Origin of the sequence: Lysinibacillus sp. NPDC093712 (assembly GCF_050280025.1) — a bacterium.
Taxonomy (GTDB): Bacteria; Bacillota; Bacilli; order Bacillales_A; family Planococcaceae; genus Lysinibacillus.
On sequence record NZ_JBNNUU010000001.1, the window covers coordinates 753,454 to 775,492 of the forward strand.

The 22,039-nt window shown below is 36.6% G+C and carries 21 protein-coding genes and 1 riboswitch; of the genes, 16 read left to right on the forward strand and 5 right to left on the reverse strand.

Annotated features, from left to right (window positions below; all coding sequences use genetic code 11):
- Positions 1 to 29: 29 nt before the first annotated feature.
- Both ACQKNX_RS03845 and ACQKNX_RS03850 read right to left on the reverse strand, forming a co-directional pair.
- Complete coding sequence (locus ACQKNX_RS03845) at positions 30 to 380, reverse strand: DUF7010 family protein (protein ID WP_427427648.1); 351 nt, start codon at positions 378 to 380, stop codon at positions 30 to 32.
- Positions 343 to 549 (reverse strand): hypothetical protein, encoded by a 207-nt coding sequence (locus ACQKNX_RS03850; RefSeq protein ID WP_427427649.1) that lies wholly within the window; start codon positions 547 to 549, stop codon positions 343 to 345. The genes ACQKNX_RS03845 and ACQKNX_RS03850 overlap by 38 nt, the downstream gene beginning before the upstream one ends.
- Before the next feature lie 272 nt (positions 550 to 821).
- A riboswitch (cobalamin riboswitch) is annotated at positions 822 to 1,013 on the forward strand.
- A gap of 214 nt (positions 1,014 to 1,227) precedes the next feature.
- On the opposite strand from ACQKNX_RS03850, the gene ACQKNX_RS03855 reads away from it, so the two are divergent.
- The 5 genes from ACQKNX_RS03855 (at position 1,228) to ACQKNX_RS03875 (ending at position 6,151) form a co-directional block, all read left to right on the forward strand.
- Entirely contained in the window at positions 1,228 to 1,410 is a 183-nt protein-coding gene (locus ACQKNX_RS03855; protein WP_401007587.1) for a hypothetical protein, read from the forward strand.
- 173 nt (positions 1,411 to 1,583) lie between these two features.
- Positions 1,584 to 2,942, forward strand: a complete 1,359-nt coding sequence (locus ACQKNX_RS03860; RefSeq protein WP_427427650.1) for a PepSY-associated TM helix domain-containing protein — start codon at positions 1,584 to 1,586, stop codon at positions 2,940 to 2,942.
- Positions 2,943 to 3,191: 249 nt separating this feature from the next.
- Entirely contained in the window at positions 3,192 to 4,277 is a 1,086-nt protein-coding gene (locus tag ACQKNX_RS03865; RefSeq protein WP_427427651.1) for a hypothetical protein, read from the forward strand.
- A gap of 131 nt (positions 4,278 to 4,408) precedes the next feature.
- Positions 4,409 to 5,374 (forward strand): quinone oxidoreductase family protein, encoded by a 966-nt coding sequence (locus tag ACQKNX_RS03870; RefSeq protein ID WP_427427652.1) that lies wholly within the window; start codon positions 4,409 to 4,411, stop codon positions 5,372 to 5,374.
- 159 nt (positions 5,375 to 5,533) lie between these two features.
- A complete protein-coding gene (locus ACQKNX_RS03875) occupies positions 5,534 to 6,151 on the forward strand; it encodes an NUDIX hydrolase (protein ID WP_427427653.1) in 618 nt (205 codons plus the stop codon).
- A gap of 140 nt (positions 6,152 to 6,291) precedes the next feature.
- Here the strand turns inward: ACQKNX_RS03875 and ACQKNX_RS03880 are convergent, their stop codons facing one another.
- Positions 6,292 to 6,924, reverse strand: a complete 633-nt coding sequence (locus ACQKNX_RS03880; protein WP_427427654.1) for a class I SAM-dependent methyltransferase — start codon at positions 6,922 to 6,924, stop codon at positions 6,292 to 6,294.
- 770 nt (positions 6,925 to 7,694) lie between these two features.
- Between ACQKNX_RS03880 and ACQKNX_RS03885 the strand changes: the two genes are divergently transcribed.
- The gene (locus tag ACQKNX_RS03885) at positions 7,695 to 8,288 is read left to right on the forward strand and encodes a YdeI/OmpD-associated family protein (protein ID WP_427427655.1); all 594 of its coding nucleotides are present in this window, start codon (positions 7,695 to 7,697) and stop codon (positions 8,286 to 8,288) included.
- Between the two features lie 245 nt (positions 8,289 to 8,533).
- Here ACQKNX_RS03885 and ACQKNX_RS03890 read toward each other — a convergent pair whose 3' ends face one another.
- Complete coding sequence (locus ACQKNX_RS03890; protein WP_427427656.1) at positions 8,534 to 9,577, reverse strand: NAD(P)/FAD-dependent oxidoreductase; 1,044 nt, start codon at positions 9,575 to 9,577, stop codon at positions 8,534 to 8,536.
- A 149-nt stretch (positions 9,578 to 9,726) separates the two neighbouring features.
- On the opposite strand from ACQKNX_RS03890, the gene ACQKNX_RS03895 reads away from it, so the two are divergent.
- The 9 genes from ACQKNX_RS03895 (at position 9,727) to ACQKNX_RS03935 (ending at position 19,237) form a co-directional block, all read left to right on the forward strand.
- Positions 9,727 to 10,515, forward strand: coding sequence for an ABC transporter ATP-binding protein (locus tag ACQKNX_RS03895; RefSeq protein ID WP_427427657.1), 789 nt, complete (start codon positions 9,727 to 9,729; stop codon positions 10,513 to 10,515).
- A 13-nt stretch (positions 10,516 to 10,528) separates the two neighbouring features.
- Positions 10,529 to 11,455, forward strand: coding sequence for an iron-hydroxamate ABC transporter substrate-binding protein (locus tag ACQKNX_RS03900; protein WP_427427658.1), 927 nt, complete (start codon positions 10,529 to 10,531; stop codon positions 11,453 to 11,455).
- 25 nt (positions 11,456 to 11,480) lie between these two features.
- A complete protein-coding gene (locus ACQKNX_RS03905) occupies positions 11,481 to 12,482 on the forward strand; it encodes a FecCD family ABC transporter permease (RefSeq protein WP_427427659.1) in 1,002 nt (333 codons plus the stop codon).
- Positions 12,475 to 13,482, forward strand: coding sequence for a FecCD family ABC transporter permease (locus tag ACQKNX_RS03910; RefSeq protein ID WP_427427660.1), 1,008 nt, complete (start codon positions 12,475 to 12,477; stop codon positions 13,480 to 13,482). Before ACQKNX_RS03905 ends, ACQKNX_RS03910 begins: the two co-directional genes overlap by 8 nt.
- Before the next feature lie 134 nt (positions 13,483 to 13,616).
- Complete coding sequence (locus ACQKNX_RS03915) at positions 13,617 to 14,036, forward strand: MarR family winged helix-turn-helix transcriptional regulator (protein WP_401007562.1); 420 nt, start codon at positions 13,617 to 13,619, stop codon at positions 14,034 to 14,036.
- Between the two features lie 12 nt (positions 14,037 to 14,048).
- On the forward strand, positions 14,049 to 15,245 hold the full coding sequence (locus ACQKNX_RS03920; RefSeq protein WP_427427661.1) for an MFS transporter: 1,197 nt from the start codon (positions 14,049 to 14,051) through the stop codon (positions 15,243 to 15,245).
- 166 nt (positions 15,246 to 15,411) lie between these two features.
- The gene (gene efeO, locus ACQKNX_RS03925) at positions 15,412 to 16,278 is read left to right on the forward strand and encodes an iron uptake system protein EfeO (protein WP_427427662.1); all 867 of its coding nucleotides are present in this window, start codon (positions 15,412 to 15,414) and stop codon (positions 16,276 to 16,278) included.
- Between the two features lie 6 nt (positions 16,279 to 16,284).
- Positions 16,285 to 17,544, forward strand: a complete 1,260-nt coding sequence (gene efeB / locus ACQKNX_RS03930) for an iron uptake transporter deferrochelatase/peroxidase subunit (RefSeq protein WP_427427663.1) — start codon at positions 16,285 to 16,287, stop codon at positions 17,542 to 17,544.
- Positions 17,519 to 19,237: an FTR1 family protein gene (locus ACQKNX_RS03935; RefSeq protein WP_427427664.1), complete on the forward strand. Its 1,719-nt coding sequence runs from the start codon at positions 17,519 to 17,521 to the stop codon at positions 19,235 to 19,237. The genes efeB and ACQKNX_RS03935 overlap by 26 nt, the downstream gene beginning before the upstream one ends.
- A gap of 44 nt (positions 19,238 to 19,281) precedes the next feature.
- Here ACQKNX_RS03935 and ACQKNX_RS03940 read toward each other — a convergent pair whose 3' ends face one another.
- The gene (locus ACQKNX_RS03940; protein ID WP_427427665.1) at positions 19,282 to 20,160 is read right to left on the reverse strand and encodes a pentapeptide repeat-containing protein; all 879 of its coding nucleotides are present in this window, start codon (positions 20,158 to 20,160) and stop codon (positions 19,282 to 19,284) included.
- Between the two features lie 263 nt (positions 20,161 to 20,423).
- On the opposite strand from ACQKNX_RS03940, the gene ACQKNX_RS03945 reads away from it, so the two are divergent.
- Positions 20,424 to 22,016, forward strand: a complete 1,593-nt coding sequence (locus ACQKNX_RS03945) for a PucR family transcriptional regulator (RefSeq protein WP_427427666.1) — start codon at positions 20,424 to 20,426, stop codon at positions 22,014 to 22,016.
- Positions 22,017 to 22,039 lie beyond the last annotated feature (23 nt).

The following is a 22,039-nucleotide window of genomic DNA, read 5'->3' on the forward strand; positions in this document are numbered from 1 at the left end:
CGAATTAAAAGCTAGTCCATTTTTTCAGACTAGCTTTTAATTTCCTTTTGCAGCATGAAAAATAAGAAGAGCACTCCGATTTCTACAATGAGCGGTACAAAAATCATATTCAAATGGAAGAAAAGTATACTTATTAAAATAGCTAGACAAATAAAAATTGAACTATATCGATAATTTTTTGATTGATAAAAGAATGAATATGGTAACAAATGGGCACCGTATATAATTGCATAAACAGGTAACACCCACATCGGTGCTTTCATTAATAGTAGAATACAAATAATTAAATATAAAATTTGATTGTTTGTTGCAATCAATAGTCCATTAATTAAAGGGTTTTCTTTAAAAATGACCGGATGCTTCCATTGCTTCGATATCATGGAGTTCAATCATAACTTGGCGATTTGATTTGAAATCTGTTGCGCTTAATGTAATAGGTTGTGAAAAATGCTGTTCAAATGTCAAAAGCAATTCCTTATTCGATGGATTACTAATAATGTCAATTTCAGAAATGAATTGTTTGTTTTTCCATATGTAGTTGAATTTCATGTGTTCTCCTTCCTGTATTTATCGTAGCAACACTTTTTAGCTCTTACGATAATTTTTCGTTTTGTTGCAAAAAAAATAGGCTTTGTTACAAATTTATTCAGTAAATGTAAAACTAGCGTCTTCCCACCATCAATAATAGGATGACATCACTCTCTTTTATGTAGAAAAGGATTAAAATGTATTTATTGGAAAATTAACTCCGTTACATTAAATATTAGTAATCTATTAGGATAGTGTCAATGTACACAAATCTTTATGGTATAATAATAAAAACGGAATAATAAGATAGAGGTACAAATCGGAATACCGATTTGTTTAAAAGGGAAGACCGGTGAAATTCCGGCGCTGTCCCGCAACTGTAAATGGGAGCACATTTCAGAAAAACCACTGTTACGTATTGTAATGGGAAGGTGAAACGTGTGATGAACATAAGCCAGGAGACCTGCCTTTATCTAGTACAACCAAAAAACCTACGAGGATAGGGGGTGTTGAGTGTGACTAGAGAATTTCTTCTGCATGCTCATAGTACGACGATCGTCAAGAGGGTAGCTTCTATGCGTAATAGCAAGCTTTTTCCGTCATGGCAATCGACGTATTATGTCGTGTATTTGTCATAGTAGGCATCTTTCTAAAGAAGGAAAGATGTTTTTTTATGCTAAAAATGAAGGAGTGTACCACATGAATCCACAAGTTATCGAGTATTATGAAAATCTTTTTAAATATGAAATTATGCAAAAACAGTTTGATGGGGCTAGAAAAACGTTAGTAGAGCTTGTCGAATATTTTTTTGGGCAAGATGAAGCGCACCATTCAGACATTTATACAGCTTATTGCAATGTAAGAAAAGAATTAATCGGATAAAATACGAATGGCTACTTAACGCAACCTGATTTTAGGGATGTTAAGTAGCCTTTTTTCTATTTAAAGCTAGCAATGTATCGACTTTTTCAATATTTCTCTAGGACTTCATTCTTATTTCACTTTTATCTTATATAATAAATTTGCTTTTATTATAATAGATTGGGGAACAAGAGATGAAAAATGCAACTTATTCAAGTTTTTGGCGAATGCATTTTTATGCTGCATTATTTATTACACCACTTCTCATCACACTGACACTTAGTGGCATTGGATATTTGTTTTATACCGATGTAGAAAATCACCTATATGATGATTACTTCTTTGGCAGTAGTAAAAAAACAGAAACATTAACAATTGACGAAGGTGTTCAACAGGCAGAAGCGGCATTTTCAAGCTATACGACGACTAAAATTATTGAATTAGAAGAACCTTACAATACACGTTTAACGATGACAAATGACAAGGGTGATCAAAGATATTTATTTTTAGATGAAAATAATCAAATCGTTGGTCATCAAGATCCGACATACACATTTTCGAATGTGTTAAGAAGCTTACACAGCTCTTTATTTTTAGGTGGAACTATAGTCAATTATTTAGTAGAATTGGCTGCATGTTGGGCAATCTTTTTACTGCTATCTGGTCTATATATGACTTTTAAAGGAAAAGTGTTAAAGAAAGCGAAACAGGCGAATAAACGACAAAACAATAGAAGATGGCATGCTCTTATTGGAACGATTATTACGATTCCGATGATTGTTCTTATTTTTACAGGCTTACCATGGTCGGCATTTATGGGGAATTTTATTTATTCAGCATCACAAGCAAATCCGTCAATTGGAACGCCATTATTACAACAACAACCGCCTACTTCAGATGTGAGTGAAATTCCGTGGGCGACACGTAAGGAAGAGGCACCAACTTCTTCTAAACATGCGCATCATGGGATGGGAGCAGTAAATGTAAGTCGAAATCCAAATCAAATTAATGTCGCTAGTTTACAACAACAAATAGAGGCAAATGGTATTACAAAGCCATATTCTATTATCTATCCGACAAGTGATGATGGTGTATTTACAGTAGCAAAATCAAGTAATACAGGTGTAACAGGACTCGATGTTAGTCCTTATGAGGAAACGACAATCTACTTTGACCAATACAGTGGGGAATTTATTTCTAAGGTTAGCTATGACGACTATGGTATTTTAGCAAAATGGTTTACTTGGGGCATTCCGTTGCATGAAGGACACTTATTTGGTTGGCCAAATAAGTTATTAAACTTAGTTGTTTGTATAGCATTTTTAGGTGTTATTTTCTGGGGATTCCGAACATGGTTGCTGCGCAAGAAAAAAGGCTTACTATCAGCACCACCTCAATTATCTCAGAAAATATCAATTCCATTAATCATTGTTATAATTATTTTAGGTATCATCATGCCGCTATTTGGCATATCTTTAATCATTGTCGCATTGCTTGAACTCGTGATGAAAATAAAGCGTAAAAATAAACCAGTAGTAAATGATATGAACTAAAAAATCAAATGATAGATAGTATGCTTGGATTAGTCCTAGCATACTATTTTTTTATTTGTTAAGCATTTTATCTTTTAAATAAAAATGAAGATGAAATGGTTGCACAATGACATGAAATATTTGAAAAGGGGTTTGCACGTATAACAATAGTGCAGCGTGGGCAAGAATGGTAATTGAGGAAGGATAAAGTTTGCAAATTTCGCAAAAGAACAAAGAGCGAGAAAAATCACTTGAAGGGGAGTCAAAAAAATGACGAAAAGATTAAGTATTATCGCGCCCATTCTTTTATCAGTAACATTAACGCTATCAGGGTGTAATTTCTTAAATAAACAAACGGAACAAAAGGAAGGGCAAACACAACAAGAAACGAAAAAAGATACGAAAGAAGCAATTCAAATTACAGAAATAAAGCCATTAAACATAATGACATTACAAGTAACTTTTTCTGAACCATTATCCGAAGAAGATGTGAAAGTAGAAAATTTAGAAGCAATAAAAAAAGACTTTTCATTCAATCATGAATTAAGTATCGTCAATGTTCCTCGATTAAAAATAGGGGCTAAAAGTACGTATATAGTGCCAGTCACTATGCAAAAGGCAGGAACTAACTACACACTAAGATACAAAGGTGGAGAAACGACTGCCTTTGATGCCAGCGATGAATTAATAAATATTAGCCAAGCGAAACAAGTTACAAGTGATACGTTTGAAATTGAATCATTTAAAGATGAAGGTGTAACAGATTATTCCAATATTATAGAGGCATATAAAGAGGCTAGAGGTGATCTTTCATTCCAAGTGAATGATGACAATAAGGACGAAAAAGGCAAGCAATATCAGGTTATTTCCTCCTTACGTGACCGTGTCGTTACACTGACAGCAGGGAATGGAGAGAAATTACAGGCGAATTATGTGCTATTTACACAAGCGGCAGATGGAAGACAGGCACCAAAATTTCGCTTGCCGGAAGGAAAAGCATTAAAGTCGGGAATGGAATATTCGGTAACAGCTGACTGGGCAGTACTTAAAAATCCAACGTTTTCGGCAACTGAAATAGCACCTTTAACGATTCAGTCGCTCGAACCAATCGATGCAACTTCATTCGAAGTTACGCTCGACAAAGACCCAGGAATGGAATTATTTGCAGGTCGCAGTGTAGAATTACAGGCTGAAGATGGCTCAAAATTACAAGCTCAATATCGATATTCATCTCGTAAAGGGGCTGTCGGTATTTTTGATGTAAAAGACGCAACATTAAAGTCAGGTGGTACTTATAAAGTATTACCAATCAACAATTGGGCAACTGCCGAGAATGTAACTTTAACAGCGAAGTAAAAGTTGAGAAGCCAGTAGTGAATCGTTTCGCTACTGGCATTTTTTATGGTTTATTTTAAGCTTAAAGAGTTGTATTAACCTTTTTCTTTAACGTAAGATAGTTCTACATACATTTAGCAAGGGGTTAGATAATGAAAGCATTAGTATTTGAAACATTTGGCGGTCCAGAGGTATTACAATATAAAGAGATAGCAGATCCTGTCATTACAGCTAACGAAATATTAGTACGAACGAAGGCGGTTGGATTAAATTTTGCTGATATTTACCGACGAAAAGGTAATTACCATTTAGCAGGTCAGCCTCCTTTTATTTTAGGCTATGAGGGTGCAGGTATCGTAGAAAAGGTCGGTTCAAATATTTACAATATTCAAGAAGGTGACCGTATCGCATTTGCGGATGTTCCATTTGCGAATGCAGAGTTCGTGGCAGTTCCACTAGATAAGGTAATTTTATTACCAGATGAAATTTCTTTTGAGATGGCGGCTGCGATTTTATTACAAGGTTTAACTGCGCAATATTTAGTGACAGATAGCTATGCTATTCAACCAGGTGATACGGTTCTCATTCACGCAGCAGCAGGTGGTGTAGGTCAAAACTTAATCCAGATGGCTAAGTTAAAAGGGGCTAACGTAATCGGACTCACATCTTCTAAAGAAAAAGCAGAAGTAGCAATGGCCATCGGTGCGGACCATGTCTTTTTATATGAAGAGCAGTGGGTGCAAAAAGTGAAGGAGAATACTGGGGGTCAAGGGGTTCATGTCGTATACGAATCAGTAGGTTCTACACTGCAAGATAGTTTAGAAGCAACAAAAGTCGGTGGAACTGTCGTGTTTTTTGGTATGTCAGGAGGAGATCCTGTGGCGGTGGATCCACGTATGTTAATGGATACTTCGAAAACATTAACCGGAGGAGACCTTTGGAATGTCTTAACATCTTTTGAGGAAAGAAAAATACGTTCACAACAACTATTTGAATGGATTACAGATGGAAAGATAAAAATACACGAGCCGACTATTTTTGCCCTGAAAGATGGAGCAAAGGCACATGATTTGTTGGAAAGTCGTAAAAGTGTCGGGAAAATTTTATTACAACCATAAGCAATGCAGATGGAGGATGGCGCACCTCCTCTGCATTTTTATTGTGCCAACATTTTAATTGCTAGTTTGAATCAGATGATTTAGTCTAATAGTCTTTATCCAACTACTTAATAATGATACGATAAAACAGAATATAAACAATTGAGGTGAGATAATCTCATGTTTCTAGATAAATTGAAGCATCAATTACAGCAAAATCAGCATTTATTTATAGGAGAGGAGACAGCTTTTCGTTCAGCCGTTTTAATACCATTAGTTCAAGTGAATGGCGAATGGCATATTCTTTTTGAAGTGCGTTCATTTACGATGAGAAAACAGCCCGGCGATATTAGTTTTCCAGGTGGCAAAATTGACGCAACCGATGCATCACCATTGGCAGCCGCTTTACGAGAAACGTACGAGGAATTAGGAATCGATCCGAAAACGGTTCAAGTTATAGGGCAATTGAGTCCGTATATCGCATCCTCCTCATTTGTTACTTATCCATTCGTGGCAATTGTTGATTTCAATCAAATTATTCATGCTTATAACAAAGATGAAGTTGAAGAAGTGTTTACAGTACCAATCAATTGGTTATTACATCATGAACCATATATGCATTTAGTGTCTATTGAACCAGTGCCTTCTTTAGACTTTCCTTTTGACAAAATTGTTAACGGAGCACAGTATAACTGGAGAACTCGATCAATGGAAGAATGGTTTTATGATTATGAACAATATACCATTTGGGGTTTAACTGCTAGAATTTTAAAACATTTTATAGCAATGATTAAATAATCGTTTAAACCACCTTCGAGTTATCCTCACAAAACATTATGAAAAAAGCAATACTGCAAAATAGCTGCTTACACAATAATTAAAAAGAAGCGTATGATTTTCACAGCTGGCAACTAACTATGAAAATCATACGCTATTCTTTATTTCGTACAACTATAAATTCTATAATCTAAAATTCCATCATATTTTAAATTCATGTCAATGTGTTGTTCCATGACCTCATAAAGTTCAGGTTCGATTTTTTGTGAATGCTGAAATTCAGGTGGTGAAGAAAGCGATTGATTTTTGCGTATACGAATTGTTTGAAATCCAGCATTGTTCAATAGAGCAACCCAATCTTTTTTCATCAATAATGTATCGAAGCCATAAAATTGTTCAATTTCCTTCTTACTCTTTTCGTCTAACAATTGATTAATAGTAAATTCTATTGCAATGAATCGACCACCGTTTTTCAATAAACGATAAATTTCATCGAGAGCTTTGGACTTGTTGACAAAGGAAAGAACAGATTCAGCAATAATCAAATCAAATTGCTCATTGCGTAAAGGAATATCTTCAATTGACGCTTCTATGATTGTGACTGGTAGGCGACGTTTCTTCATACGATTTTTGGCTTTAGCTACCATGATTGAATTACGATCAATACCAGTAACAGCAGCTTTATATTGGGAAGCTAAAAAGGCAGCTGTTTGGCCTGTACCACAGCCAACATCTAATATTTGAGAAGTACTTCTAATATGTTCAGCCCTTAATAGTTCCTTTGTTAGTGCCATACCACCAGGATGTGCCCCCCCAACACCAAATTTGGACAAAAAGTCTAGATATTTGGATTTATGAATTTCTAACACCTTCTTTATTGTTCTTATTTGTATAATATGAAAATAAAAATAGTATGGTTCCTAGAAGGACATAGGACGGACTATATATGATAAAAAGCAAAATATAACGTGGCAATAAGTTATTTCAATATGTTTACGTAGCACTCATTTATACTATTAATTTTTATAAACATCTTCAAAAGTCTAAACGAAAAAAAAATCCAGACGTATAATATATAAACGTTTTTGTATAGGAGGTGAATTGATGCCATATTATTCGCCGAATCCTAGAAGGAGGCCAGTACCACGAAGATATAGACAAAGTTATAATCCTATGATTCAAAGTATGCGTCCACAACCCAGCTCGTTCAATAATCAACAACCTCGAAATTCTCGGTTTGGAAACTTATCAGAAAATTTCAGCGCAATGAAGGGCCACGCAGACACTATTTCGAGTGGGGTTAATATGCTTAGGCAAATGGGGTCATTATTAAGTCTATTTAGATAGTTAGATGTAGATGGGGATTCAGTAAAGGGCAGATTGCAATGTATTACACAAATTAAGAGGATATGACGTTTAGTTTAGCAGCGTATATTCTCTTTTTTTCATAAGATTTTGCGCTTCAACTGGACAGGTTCTCTACGAATGTCTTATTATTAATCAATTGGTAATTGAACAAAATGATTGATTGTAATAGGTCAAAAATTAAAGAGGGGTGTCGTTGATGACAAAAATGAAAACAAATCCTAAAGTTGATGAGTTTTTAAGTAAAGCTAAAACGTGGAAAGCAGAATATGAAGCATTGAGAAATATAGTTTTAGATAGTGGGCTGGCAGAAGAATTTAAGTGGATGCACCCTTGTTATACTTTAGAGAACAAGAACATCGTATTAATACATGGATTTAAAGAATATTGTGCACTGCTGTTCCATAAAGGTGCATTGTTAAAGGATACGAAAGGAATTCTTATTCAACAAACAGAAAATGTACAAGCGGCACGCCAAATTCGCTTTACGAGTGTCCAGCAAATCATTGACATGGAAAGCGACCTAAAAGCTTATATTAAACAAGCTATAGAAGTTGAAAAAGCAGGTTTGGAAGTAGAGTTTAAAAAGAATACCGATTTCGATATGCCAGAAGAACTACAAGCTAAATTCAACGAGCTCCCTGCTTTAAAACTAGCATTTGAAGCATTAACGCCTGGACGACAAAGAGCTTACATTTATTATTTTTCTCAGGCTAAGCAAGCCAAAACTCGTGTGTCTAGGATTGAAAAATATACACAGCAAATTCTCGATGGTAAAGGTTTGAATGATTAACATGAATTAACTTTAGCTCAAATTAAAAGGCTGGGATATAACATGGAAATCGCCGGTGGAAGCCCGCAAATCGCCGCTAAGATAGGGGCAATCGCCGGTAAAAGACTGTGAATCGTCTGAAACATTCGGAAATAGCCCATTAATGTTCGCGGCAAAAAAAGTGTTAGATTGTTTGCAGTCAATCTAACACTTTTTCTTTTTTTAGCTTCTTTTTGATGATTTCAATATTTTACCAAACCATTGTTTTATCTCGACAAGCTATTTTCAATTATAGAGCGATTTTTTTCTTTAAAGATTTCATTATGAGAAGATACGACCGCATTACGATGAGCAGTCGGTTCTAGATACGTTTTGATTGAGTTGACAGCATTAGCGGCATCTTGGAAAGTTCCTAATAGAAGATGAATTTTCCCTTCGAATGATAAAATATCACCTGCTGCGAAAATACCAGGTTGGGCTGTTTCACCCGTTGCTTTTCCTTCAAAATAATAGTCGTCTTTTTTAGGGATTGATATTGCCTCGTCAAATGCAAGAGATGCTTCACGGTTATAGCCATGACTTACAATGACTTCATCCACTTGGCGTGTGTAGCTTTGCTTTGTTTGAGAATTTTCGCATGTGACAAATTCAATAGCTGTTTTATCTGTATTTGCCGTTAACTTTGTAATTGTCGTGTTACATTCAATTTGAACGCCAGCATCTAGCGCTTCCTGTATCGTCGCTTCATGGGCAGAGAGCGTGTCCTTACGATATACAACAGTTACGTTTTTAGCGATAGGGCTAAGCTCCACTGCCCAGTCAATTGCAGCATTACCGCCACCAGAAATAATAATGTCCTTATCGACAAAGCGCTTATATGACTGGACAGTATAGTGCAAATTAGACATTTCGTATTTTTCAGCACCTTCTAGCGTCAGTTTTTGAGGATTTATAATGCCCCCACCAACAGCTAAAAGAATCGTTTTTGAATAATGTTTTTCTCCTTGTGCTGTATGTAAAACAAACATTTCACCTAGACGTTCAATAAAGTCAACCTTTGTGTCCGTTAGTATTGTTGGATCAAATGTTTTAGCTTGCGCAATTAATTGTTTAACAAACTGTCCACCTAAAATAGGAGGGTGCCCACCAATATCCCAAATTAACTTTTCTGGATAAAGTAACACCTTACCACCTAACTGTTCCTGGCTTTCTATCAATTTTGTTTTTAGGCCCCTTAACCCGCTATAAAAAGCACTATATAAGCCCGCAGGCCCACCACCTATAATCGTTACATCGTATAAATCTTGCACTTATATCGTCACATCCTTGAAAAATATTAAAAAAGTATTTGACAAATCCTTAGTGGAAAACTAGACTAGCTTTAGTGATAATGATTATCAATGTCGCTTTCGATGTTATCATATCATGTGAATTAGTAAAAAGAAAGAGAGGGCATGTTTTGCGTTTACAAATTGAATCGATCCGTGTTGGCTATGAGAACAAAACCATAGTGCATGACTTATCATTACAAATTCCAGATGGAAAAATAACAACAATTATTGGATCCAATGGTTGTGGTAAATCTACGCTTTTAAAGGCAATAACAAGAATTCTTAAGCATGAGAGTGGGCATGTCATTTTAGACGGTCAAAATATTTCCAAAATGCATACGAAAGATTTGGCAAAAGAGCTAGCTATTTTACCACAAAGTCCTGAAAGTGCGCACGGTTTAACGGTAGAGGAGCTTGTGTCCTACGGTCGATTTCCATATCAAAAGGGCTTCGGCAATTTATCTCAAAAAGATAAAGATGTCATTGACTGGTCCCTCAAGGTAACAAAAACAGATGCTTTTCGTCAGCATGCAGTAGATGCGTTGTCTGGTGGACAACGTCAGCGTGTATGGATTGCGATGGCATTAGCACAGGAAACCGATATCATTTTTTTAGATGAGCCAACAACTTACTTAGATATGGCACATCAATTAGAGGTTTTAGAATTATTAAGCAAGCTAAACGAAGATGAAGGTCGTACAATTGTCATGGTGCTTCATGATTTAAATCAAGCAGCCCGCTTTTCTGATTATATTGTAGCGCTTTCACAAGGAGAGCTCGTAAAATTTGGTACAGCAGAGGAAGTCATTGTACCTGAAGTATTACAAAAAGTGTTTCATATTGATGCAGTCATTGGAAAAGATCCACGAACAGACAAACCGATGTGCATTACATACGACTTATTACAAACGACTTAAAGGAGATATATAAATGAAAAAGTGGCTTTTACCAATGTTTATGATTGTCGTGCTAGCACTTGCAGCGTGCGGCAACAAAGAAGATAATTCGAAGAAAGAAGATGAAGGCACAAATGAGTCATCATCAGCGGAAACAATTACTTATCAATCTGAAACAGGTCCTATTGAAGTACCAGCAAATCCTAAACGTGTAGTCGTGTTATCATCATTTGTTGGGGATTTATTGCAACTTGGCGTAAATGTTGTAGGGATAGATACATGGGCTGCAGATAATCCAAACTTTAAAGATGCTATTAAAGATGCAGTAGTAGTAGAAAATACAGATATCGAAAAAATTATTGAACTAGATCCAGATTTAATCATTGGTTTAAATGGCATTGAAAATGCAGATAAGCTAGCTGAAATTGCACCAACTGTCTTATTTACGTATGGTAAAGTCGATTATTTACAGCAATTTATCGAAATCGGTAAAGTCGTAAATAAAGAAGATGAAGCAACGAAATGGGTAGCAGATTTTAAAGAACGCGCTGCTAAAGCAGGGTCAGAAATTAAAGCAAAAATCGGTGAAAATGCAACAGTTACGGTAGCAGAAATGTTTAATAAACAAATGTATGTGTATGGCGATAATTGGGGTCGTGGAACAGAAATTTTATATCAAGAAATGGGCTTAAATATGGCTGAAAAAGTGAAAGAGGATGCGCTAAAACCAGGTTATTTCGCTATTTCTACTGAAGTTTTAAATGAATACGCTGGGGACTATGTGATTTTTAGTACGTTTAATGGCGAAGAGACTTCTATTGAAAATGCTGGTTGGTATAAAGATTTAGATGCTGTGAAGAATGGTCATTTATTTAAAGTAAATGGTAACGCATTTTACTTTAACGATCCTATCACATTAGATTATCAACTAAAATTCTTTAAAGAGAAGTTTTTACAATAATTTCGGTAGAGAGTAGCGAAGGCAAATGACAAAGTTTCGACATTTCCCGTTTTGGCTTCAGCTGTTACTATCCCTGCTAGTTTTAGCAGTGACAGTAACAATCTCGCTATGTATTGGCGCTGCGAATACAAGTATTCAAGATGTTTATCAAGCGATTGTCGGACAAGGTGGCGGCAAGCATTATGCTATTTTGCGTGAAATTCGATTTCCGCGTATAATTGCTGCTATTTTTGTCGGTAGTGCACTCGCAGTTGCTGGAGCTATTATGCAGGGCGTCACAAGAAACGCTTTAGCAGATCCAGGGCTTCTTGGACTTACAGCAGGGGCAAATGCTGCTTTAGCCTTAACAATGGCGTTTATCCCGAATTCCTCGTATTATATACTAATTTTTGCATGCTTTATTGGTGCAGGGGTAGGGATGATTATTGTTTATAGTATCGGTGCATCAACAAAAGGTGGCTTTTCTCCATTGAAGCTAGTTTTAGCAGGTGCAGCAGTATCAGCTCTTTTACAAGCGGTTGCTGATGGTACGGGTATATTATTTAAAATTGCAAAAGATGTATCAATGTGGACGAGTGGTGGTCTAATTGGCACAACATGGCAGGCTTTAATTATTGTACCTATTATTGTAATCGGATTAGGTATTGCGTTTATATTCAGTCGCCAGCTAACGATTTTAAGTTTAAATGAAGAGGTAGCTGTCGGGTTAGGTCAGAAAACAACAGTGATTAAAGGGATTATGATGTTCGTAGTTGTTATACTTGCGGGCTCTGCTGTTGCCCTAGTAGGTAATCTAGCATTTGTTGGTTTAATGGTGCCGCATATTGTCCGTGCTTTAGTTGGTACAGATTATCGTTTTGTTTTACCGATGAGTGCTCTTATGGGTGGTTGGTTAATGGTCGCTGCAGATTTCGTAGCACGCATGGTGAATGCACCGTATGAAACGCCTGTAGTAGCTATTATTTCAATTATCGGCCTTCCGTTCTTCTTACTACTTGTACGTAAGGGAGGTCGTCAATTTGCTTAAAACAGCACAAAAAAAACAACGAACTTGGCTTATCATTTGGCTAGTGCTAACATTCCTTATTTTCATAATGGGTATTTCGCTGGGCGCTGCTTCCGTGTCCATAGATCGTATCTTGCCTATACTATTTGGTGATGGGAACTTTAAAGAATCCTTTGTATTGTTTTCTGTACGTCTGCCAAGGCTATTTGTTCTTGCGGCAGCAGGTATGGCTTTAGCATTGGCAGGAGCTGTATTACAGGGGGTAACACGTAATGATTTAGCGGACCCTGGTATTATTGGTATCAATGCTGGTGCAGGTGTGGGGATAACTATATTTTACCTTTGTGTCCATGGTGATTTACCAAACTTTGCGTACATATTGCCAGTAGTAGGATTTTTCAGTGCTATAATAACGGCCCTTAGTATTTACTTTTTTTCATATAAGCGCAATCAAGGTGTTCAACCTGTAAAGCTAATTTTAATTGGGGTAGGTGTGGCATCTGCATTATCGGGTGTGATGATGCTGTTAATTTCTTCGGCTGAGCGCTCAGATGTACAATTTATCGCACAATGGCTTGCAGGAAGTGTATGGGGAACTGATTGGCCATTCCTGTGGGCATTAATACCATGGTTAGTCATATGTATTCCGTTCATTTTATATAAAGCAAATGTTTTAAATGTGCTAGCAATGACTGAGCAAACAGCAATTGGGTTAGGCGTGAATATTGCTAAAGAGCGATTACAATTATTAATGGTGGCTGTTGCACTTGCTGCCGCTGCTGTATCTGTCACAGGAGGCATTGCATTTATCGGCTTAATGGCACCACATATTGCAAAGCAGCTTGTTGGACCACGCTATCAATTCTTTTTACCAATAACATTATGTATTGGTGCTTGCTTATTAATGCTAGCAGATACAATAGGGCGCGTGGCCATTTCAACTGCCACTGTGCCTGCAGGCATCGTTGTAGCATGTATCGGTGCACCTTATTTTTTATATTTATTAAGAAAAAACGACTGAATGGCTTGCGCTGTTCAGTTGTTTTTTTGTTCAGAAAGATTGGGCAAAAATAGAAGTGTAGCAAACTTCAACCTAGACAAACGGTGTAATTTAATATATAGTTAGCTAGGCTAACTAATTAAGGAGGGATTTTTTTGACGATTGAACAGCAATTTTTTAATGAGTTTCGTTTAATGTACCGCCCGTTTACGAATCAACTCAACAAGCAGTTGGAACAATATCAATTATATAGCTCTCAGTGGGCAGTTTTACGCTTCTTAATTGATAAAGGTCCACATTCACTAGTTGAAATCGCGAACTTTATGTCGATTGAAAAGCCTAGCGTAACGAGGCTTGTGCAAAAGCTAGTAGATCTTGGTTATGTGGAGACGGTGGCTGGGAAAGATAAGCGAGCAAAAGTTGTACAATTAACGCCATATGGTGAAAAAAACGTGGACGAAATCCAGGAGCATATAAAACCTTTTTTAGAAAAAGCATTAGCTGGTGTATCACAACAGGATATTGAAATTGCTTCTCGGGTTTTAGCCAACATAAGTAAAAACATTCATCAGTAGGAGAGGAAACAAGTGGAAGCAACTAGACAGAAACTATGGACAAAAGACTTTTTAATCGTTTCACTCATCAATTTTACGATTACGTTAATTTTTTATTTATTGATGGTGACGATAGCTGGCTATGCGGTGGAGAAATTTGACGCTTCGACAAGTACAGCAGGGCTAGTGTCGAGTATTTTTATTATCGGGACGTTATTTGGACGTCTTGGCACAGGACGCATTATCGGTGATTGGGGCAGTAAAAAAACATTATTTTGTGGATTGTTATTATTTATGTTATCTACGATGTCTTATTTTATCGCCTTAAACTTACCACTCCTTATGCTAAATCGTTTAGTGCAAGGGATAGCGCTAGGTATAGCAAGTACAGCAACAGGGACGATTATTGCACAAATTTTACCACCAGAACGTCGTGGTGAAGGGATAGGCTATTACAGCTTAAGTGCTATTTTAGCAACGGCAATTGGTCCATTTATTGGCATATTATTAACGCAGTTATTTGAAGATTATCGAATGATTTTTGCGGTAGATTCAGTATTAGCAATTATTTGCTTTATGATGTATTTTATTGTGAAAGTTCCAGAGGCACGTAAAAACGCGAAGGCAGCTGCAGAGAAAGCGGGCTTCAAGCTATCTAACTTTATCGAAATGCGAGCATTACCGATTGCCTTTGTAGCGCTTGTTATTGGCTTTGCTTATTCAGGTGTGATGTCGTTTATGACGTTCTACGCAAAAGAGCTTAATTTGGTAACGGCAGGTAGTTATTTCTTTATCGTTTATGCAATCGTAATTTTAGCTACTCGTCCGTTTACCGGAAAATTACTTGATTCAAGAGGAGCAAATATTATTATTTATCCTTGTCTTGTGTTATTTGCAATTGGTATGTATGCATTTAGCTCAGCAACAAGCACTGGTGTATTTTTAATAGCTGCAGCTTTTATTGGAATTGGTTATGGTAATTTCAACTCTGTAGCACAAGCGATAGCTATTAAGGTTACACCAAATGAACGTTTAGGGCTAGCAACTTCAACGTATTTCATTTTATATGATTTAGGATTAGGTATAGGACCTTATTTCTTAGGATTTTTTGTACCGACGATGGGGTACAGCGCCATATTCTTAGCGATGGTAGCCGTAATTTTTATGTCAATCGTGCTTTATTATTTCTTATATGGAAAAAATGAAAAGATAAAACAAGTCAATATTTAGTAGTTTAGAATCATTATATTGTAGAAAAAACGTCTTTTTGCTAGTTGGAAATAAAATTCAACTGCGAAATGACGTTTTTTTCTTAATTTAAAAATACTTCTTGCAATCAATTATGATAATGATTATCATTCACGTTAGAGACTAATTCGGGAAGTAGGTATTAAGCATGAAAAATAAATCATTATTGTCAGTATTAGTAGCAGGTGGCATCCTTATGGCGGGTTGCGGTAATACAGAGGAAGTAAAAAAAGATGAGAAACCAGCAACAGAGCAAGCAGATCAAACGATAGCAGTGGATTTATCTACTGAACTATCAGCCTATCAACAATTTGCATTAGAACAAATGGATCAATTCTTGCTAAATACTGAAAAGTTTGTGAACCTGTTCAAAGCAGGTGATATTGAAGGCGCGAAAGCAGCATATGCGCCAGCACGTATGTATTTTGAGCGATCTGAACCAATTGCAGAGAGCTTCGGTGATCTTGACCCACGTATTGATGGTCGTTTAGCGGATATCGAAGAAGAAGGTAAAGGCAAAGAAGAATGGACAGGCTACCATAAGCTTGAGTATGCACTTTGGGTAGAAAATAAAACAGAAGGCTATGAAGCGGTGGCAGACCAGCTGCTTGCTGACGCGAAAGAATTACATGCACTCGTTCAAACAGTAGAAGTAACACCAGATGTAATGATTACAGGTGCTGTTGATTTATTGAACGAGGTATCTACTTCAAAAATTACTGGAGAAGAAGAAATTTATTCACATACAGACCTATATGATTTTAAAGCGAATATTGAAGGTGCAGAAAAAATCTTTGAAATTCTTCGTCCGAAATTAGAAGCAAAAGACAAAGAGTTAGTGGCAACATTAGATGAAAAATTCAAAGCAGTGGATGATTTATTAGCTCAACATGCAACAACTGATGGGGGCTATATTTCTTACGAAGAATTAACAGAAGAAAATACAAAAGCACTTGCAGCTGCGGTGAACCAATTAGGTGAACCATTAAGTCAAATGGGAATTATTTTGGAGTGATAAATAATGACATCGTCAAAAGATGAAAAATGGATCGATAAAAAAATATCGCGCCGTGAAATGTTAAAGCTAACAAGCATGGGCGTGGCCGGTATTGCTATTGGTGCTTCTGGCTTTGGTGGTGTGATGAAAGCGATGGGCTATGATGTTTTTGAGCCTGTAGCAGATAGCTCAACAGCAAAAAACAAAGTTAATTTTTATGGAAAACATCAGTCGGGCATTACTACACCCGTTCAAAAAAATATTTATTTTGCTTCTTTAACTGTCCTCGTGTCAACAAAAGAAGAGCTACAAGAGTTGTTCGAAAAATGGACACCTCTTGTTGTCCGTTTAATGAATGGTGAGTTAATGGTAGATTTAACAACAAATACTAGAGTGCCGACAGGTGATACAGGTGAAGCAGAAGGTTTAAATGCTTCTAATTTATCAATTACTGTAGGTGTAGGTCCCTCTTTATTTGATAAGCTCGGGATGGCCCATTTAAAGCCTGCTGAATTAGCTGATTTGCCACATTTTCCAAAAGATCAGCTACAAAAGGAATTTACAGGTGGGGATCTTTGTATTCAAGCGTGTGCTGACGATCCACAAGTGGCGTTCCATGCTGTCCGCAATTTAGTGCGTGCTGCTTCCGGAAAAGTGGAAATTAAATGGTCGCAAGCGGGCTTTAACTCATTTCCAGCAGAGGGAGGCACGCCTCGCAATTTATTCGCATTCAAGGATGGCACAGTAAATCCTTCAATTACGGATGAACAAGACTTAAATAAAGTCGTGTGGGTGGATAAAGGCTGGTTAAAGGGTGGCTCCTATTTAGTTGCTCGAAAAGTTCAAATGCATCTTGAAACATGGGATCGTACATCTTTGAAGGATCAGGAAGCAACGTTTGGGCGCTATCGCGATAGTGGTGCACCATTAGGTAAAACGAAAGAATTTGATGATTTCGATATCGAAGCAAAAGATAGCAAGGGCGAGTATATTATGCCTGATACATCGCATGTGCATTTAGCACGTAAATCTAGTGCACGCATATTACGTCGATCTTATTCATACGCATCAGGTGTAATGTCGAATACGGGTGCGCACGATGCAGGACTAATATTTATCTCTTTCCAAAAAGATCCAGCTCAATTTACAACGATTCAAAACAGTTTAGGGCGAATGGATAAAATGAATGAATATATTACCCATCGAGGCAGTGCGGTGTTTGCTTGCTTCCCTGGAGTACAAAAGGGGAGTTACTTAGGTGAAGCACTTTTTAACGCGCTGTAGCATTATCGTATGCTTATTACTGGCACTTGCAGTACCCGTACAAGCAGCGCAATCTTACAGTCACTTATACATTTCGATAAGTGATGCGCTAATGAATACAAAACAAGACAAGGAAGCAGAAGCAAAAGATGCACTTGAACAATTCGCAACAGATTGGTCTTCTGTATCATCGGATCAAACTGAGGCGAAAAAAGAAGTCGATAAAATACTCGACCAAGCAGTAAAGGCTTCTTCTAAAGAAGAACGTTTAACGGCTTTGTCTGCACTTTCAAATGCTTTGCGCGCGTTAGAAAAGCTTGAAAACCCTGTGGATGAAGCGGCACAGCGAGCAGAATTTGGGCAAAAGTTTAAACCTATTATGAAAGCATTTGAAGAAGCTTTGGCAAGCGGTGATGTAGCTTCAATTAACGATGCTTATAAAGATTTTAATGCGAAATGGAAAAAAATTGAACGTCCCGTACGTGAGCAAAGCATAGGGATGTACGGTCAAATTGAAACGCAAATGGCTTTTATACGAATAACACTTGCTTCAGAAGAGCCTGAAGTAGCGTTAATGCAATCACAATACGCTGAATTAAAGCAAACAATTGAGGATTTTGTAGCAGGTCATGATACTGCACAAGTTGTAGAAGGCGATTATTCTTTATCAACATTAATTGCTTATATTGATGATGCTAATGATTTAATTGACGAAGGCAACTACAAAGCAGCATCCGATAAAATCCGCGAGTTCATCAAAATATGGCCGAGTGTAGAAATCGATATTTCAACTCGTAATGGTAGTCTTTATACAAAGATTGAAAGTGATATGCCGATACTAGTAAGTGACTTATTAAAGTCACAGGTAGATGTCAAAGGCATTAAAAGTAAGCTTGATCAATTCCGAACTGAAATTGAATTAATTCAAGGAAATTCAGATTATACTATTTGGGATTCAGCATTAATTTTACTACGTGAGGGCTTAGAGGCATTATTAATTATTTTGGCATTAGTGTCATTTTTAAATAAATCTGGGCAAAAGTCGTTGCGTAAATGGATTTATGTAGGAGCATTAGCTGGAATATTAGTATCAGCGGTAGCCGCAGTATTAATGTCTACGATTTTCAACTCAGCAACGGTGGATACGAACCGAGAAATGATGGAAGGTTATGTAGGTCTTGTTGCTGCTGCGATGATGATAGGTGTCGGTATTTGGCTACATAGTAAATCAAGTGTCGCAAGCTGGAACCGTTACATTTCAAAACAAATGGGCAACGCCATTTCAAGTGGATCGGTATTTGCGATGGCATCGGTTAGCTTCTTATCGGTGTTCCGTGAAGGGGCAGAAACACTTGTTTTCTATGCTGGGATTGCCCCAAAAATGGCGACATCTCAATTTATACTTGGTATTATCCTAGCACTTGTCATTCTAGGGGTAATAGCCATTGTATTATTTAAAGCGAGTGGCAAAATTGCCATTCATAAGCTTTTTGCCGTGGCGACGGTGTTAATTTATGTATTGGCATTTAAAATTATCGGTGTCAGCTTGCATACATTGCAACTTAGAGATAGTGTGCCAACGACAATCGTTGATGGTCTACCAGTTATTAGCTTTATAGGCTTCTATCCAACTGTTGAAACAATCATCGGGCAAGCTATTTTACTTGTGCTCGTTATAGCAACTATTCTTTATAAAAAGAAACAAGTGAAGTAATAAAAAGGGACAGATTGAAGTGAAAGATTCTTCTAATCTGTCCCTTATTTTTGTAGTATATTATGCCAATGTGTCGGCATGCTTAAATAAAAGGGTAGTTTCGTTTCGTGATTACCAACTGCTGAATTGATTTGCATTTGCGTTAAAAACATCGTAGTAGAAAGATTTGCCCCGCATACATTGGCATCACGTAAATCAGTACCAATAAAATCAACCCCTCTTAAATCCGTATTTTGCAGGTTTGCCGCAATTAACAATGCACCTCGCAGATCGGTTGCTCTTAAATCTTTACCTTTTAAATTTTTCCCCATCCAATTAGCACCTCGATAATTCGTTTTTCGACCATTTTGACCGAAAGTGTTTACTACAAGCTCATTGCGAATTAGTTCACTTGTCTTTAACAGTAAGGCATTAACAGGTAGTCGAATATGAGGGATATCAAGAGCTAACAGTGCTTCTACATCTAATGTAGTGAGGTGTTGCAAGTTCTCTAACTGTGCATGTAATTTATCGTATAAGCGCTGTGACAGTGCATAAGACATTGCCTCTGCTACATAGGCAATCATTTCGTATAACTGTTCCATAATCGGAAATATCTGAAACATTTTATTAGCAATTTCATGATTATCGCGCCAATCTTGTCCATGAAACGTCGATTGCGAAACCCATTGCCCTGCCCCTAAACAATCGTATACGGTGCATCCTTTAAAGCCTTTGTTTCTAAGCTCACTATGAATTTGACAGCTAAAGTTAGATTGCAAATTGGGACATGCTGTGCCAGCTGGTTTATGAATAGCAAAATCGCTTGATGCAACTATATTTAGTGCGGTACAGCATAAGCCAAAACAGTTTCGACAATCTGCTTGCATGCTCTTACGTAAATCATTTCCAATAGAATTATCGATTTTTATTACTTCTGACATTGTCTTTCCCTCACTTATATTCTAAATTCACTTTTGATTTTACCATTATATAACTTTTAATGGCAATTTTTTAAAATTGTAATAGGTAATTAATAAACGCGTATAAAAGTGGAGCAGGCTGACAGCAAGTAAATTTCTTGAAAAATGTCTATTTTTGAAACATTGTGTCGAATGTGATACTCTTTTTCATAAGGTATCGACTTTTGTGATACCAGTAATATTTAATAGAATGCAAATTTTTAACAAAGTAGTGGTGAAGGAATATGGGGGTAACAGTAAACGATTTGCTGCAATTACCATCATTTAGAGGAGCAGATGTATTAACGGGTCGAAATAATCTTAATCGAACTGTTTCCTCTCTATCTGTTTTAGAAGTTTCAGATGGAGATTTTTGTTCGAAGATTGTCCAAACAGTGCAAGAAGAGTGGTATGCGGAAGAGCTAGTGATCAGCTCTTTTTTTTCCATTCGAGATAGTGTGGAAAAACAATGTAGTACCATTCAATATTTACATGACCTAGGAGAATTGGGTTTAATATTATATTATGTCGGTATCGTTTTGCCAGAAATCCCAAAGGAAGTACTGCAATTAGCAGATTCACAAGATTTTATTATTATTTGTATGCCTAAAAATGATTATTCACTAAGGTATAATGAAGTCATTTATGAAGTGATGGAGACAATCATTAGTAACCAAGTGGTCAATGATCATTTCGTGAAGGAGACATTAGAGAAGGTGTCGTTGCTACCAGAGCATTTACGCAGTGTAGAAATTACGCTAAAAATGTTATCGGATCGCCTGAAAGCGAATATTGTGCTGACGAATACGAATTTTGATATTGTCAACCAAGTGATGTGGCCTAGAAATTCTTCCTTAGATGTGTCCAAAGTTATCGAAGAATTTTCCAAAAGTTTAGTTAATCAGGACAAGGGGGAGCTTGAGTTATTAAATAATGATATCACTTGCGTTATTGAATATAAAAGCATTCACCAAAAAAATGGCGAGCTGCTGTATGTATTCCTTATTAAAGAGAATACGAAATTGCCTGCAAAGACGATTGAAAAAATTAGTGAAGTGGTACAAGTAGCAATTAACCTATGGGGAGATAAACATGATGATGTAAGTGAGTATGCGTTGGTCAAAGCGATTATTAATGATGAAAGTGATAAAATGCGCAGATTGGCAAATGTACTTCATATTGATGTCTCTGCTGTGCAGATGATGTGGTTAGTTACAATCAATGATTTAACAAAAGAAAAAAGTATTCGAGATGAATTGGATGAACAACTTTCAAAATATTACAAAACAAGAGTGATTCAATGTATTGATCATTGCATCATAGTTCTTTTAGGAAATTGTTTATATAAATATAACGAATTTGAAATTGCTAGTGAGTTTATTCAGACGACAAGTTACGACGCACAAATTGCTAAAATTGTGTATTCACCGAAAATGAAAAATACGAAAGCAGTAAGACAAATGTATCAGTTAGTGAATCAAGTCGGCGAAAAGGTCCATGCCATATTTCCATTGCGCAAATTGTATACGGCAGCTGAAATAAGATCCATAAAGCGGGCGATTGATTTAAGTAAACAAGGGGAAGAGATGATTGAAGAATACTTGTCAGCAATTGAACCTATTTTGAATGATGAGGAGTCGTTAAAAACTTTAATGACGTTTCTTCTAGATGCAAATGGTAGTTTTGATGACTGTAGTAAGATTTTATTCATTCATAAAAATACTGTAAAATATCGCATAAAAAAAATAAGTGAATTGATTGGCAGTGATGTCACAATCTACTCGGAATTTTACGATGTTTATATGGCTTGTATGCTCTATCGTTTAATTAATAATTAAAATAATCTGGAATTTTGTTCGAA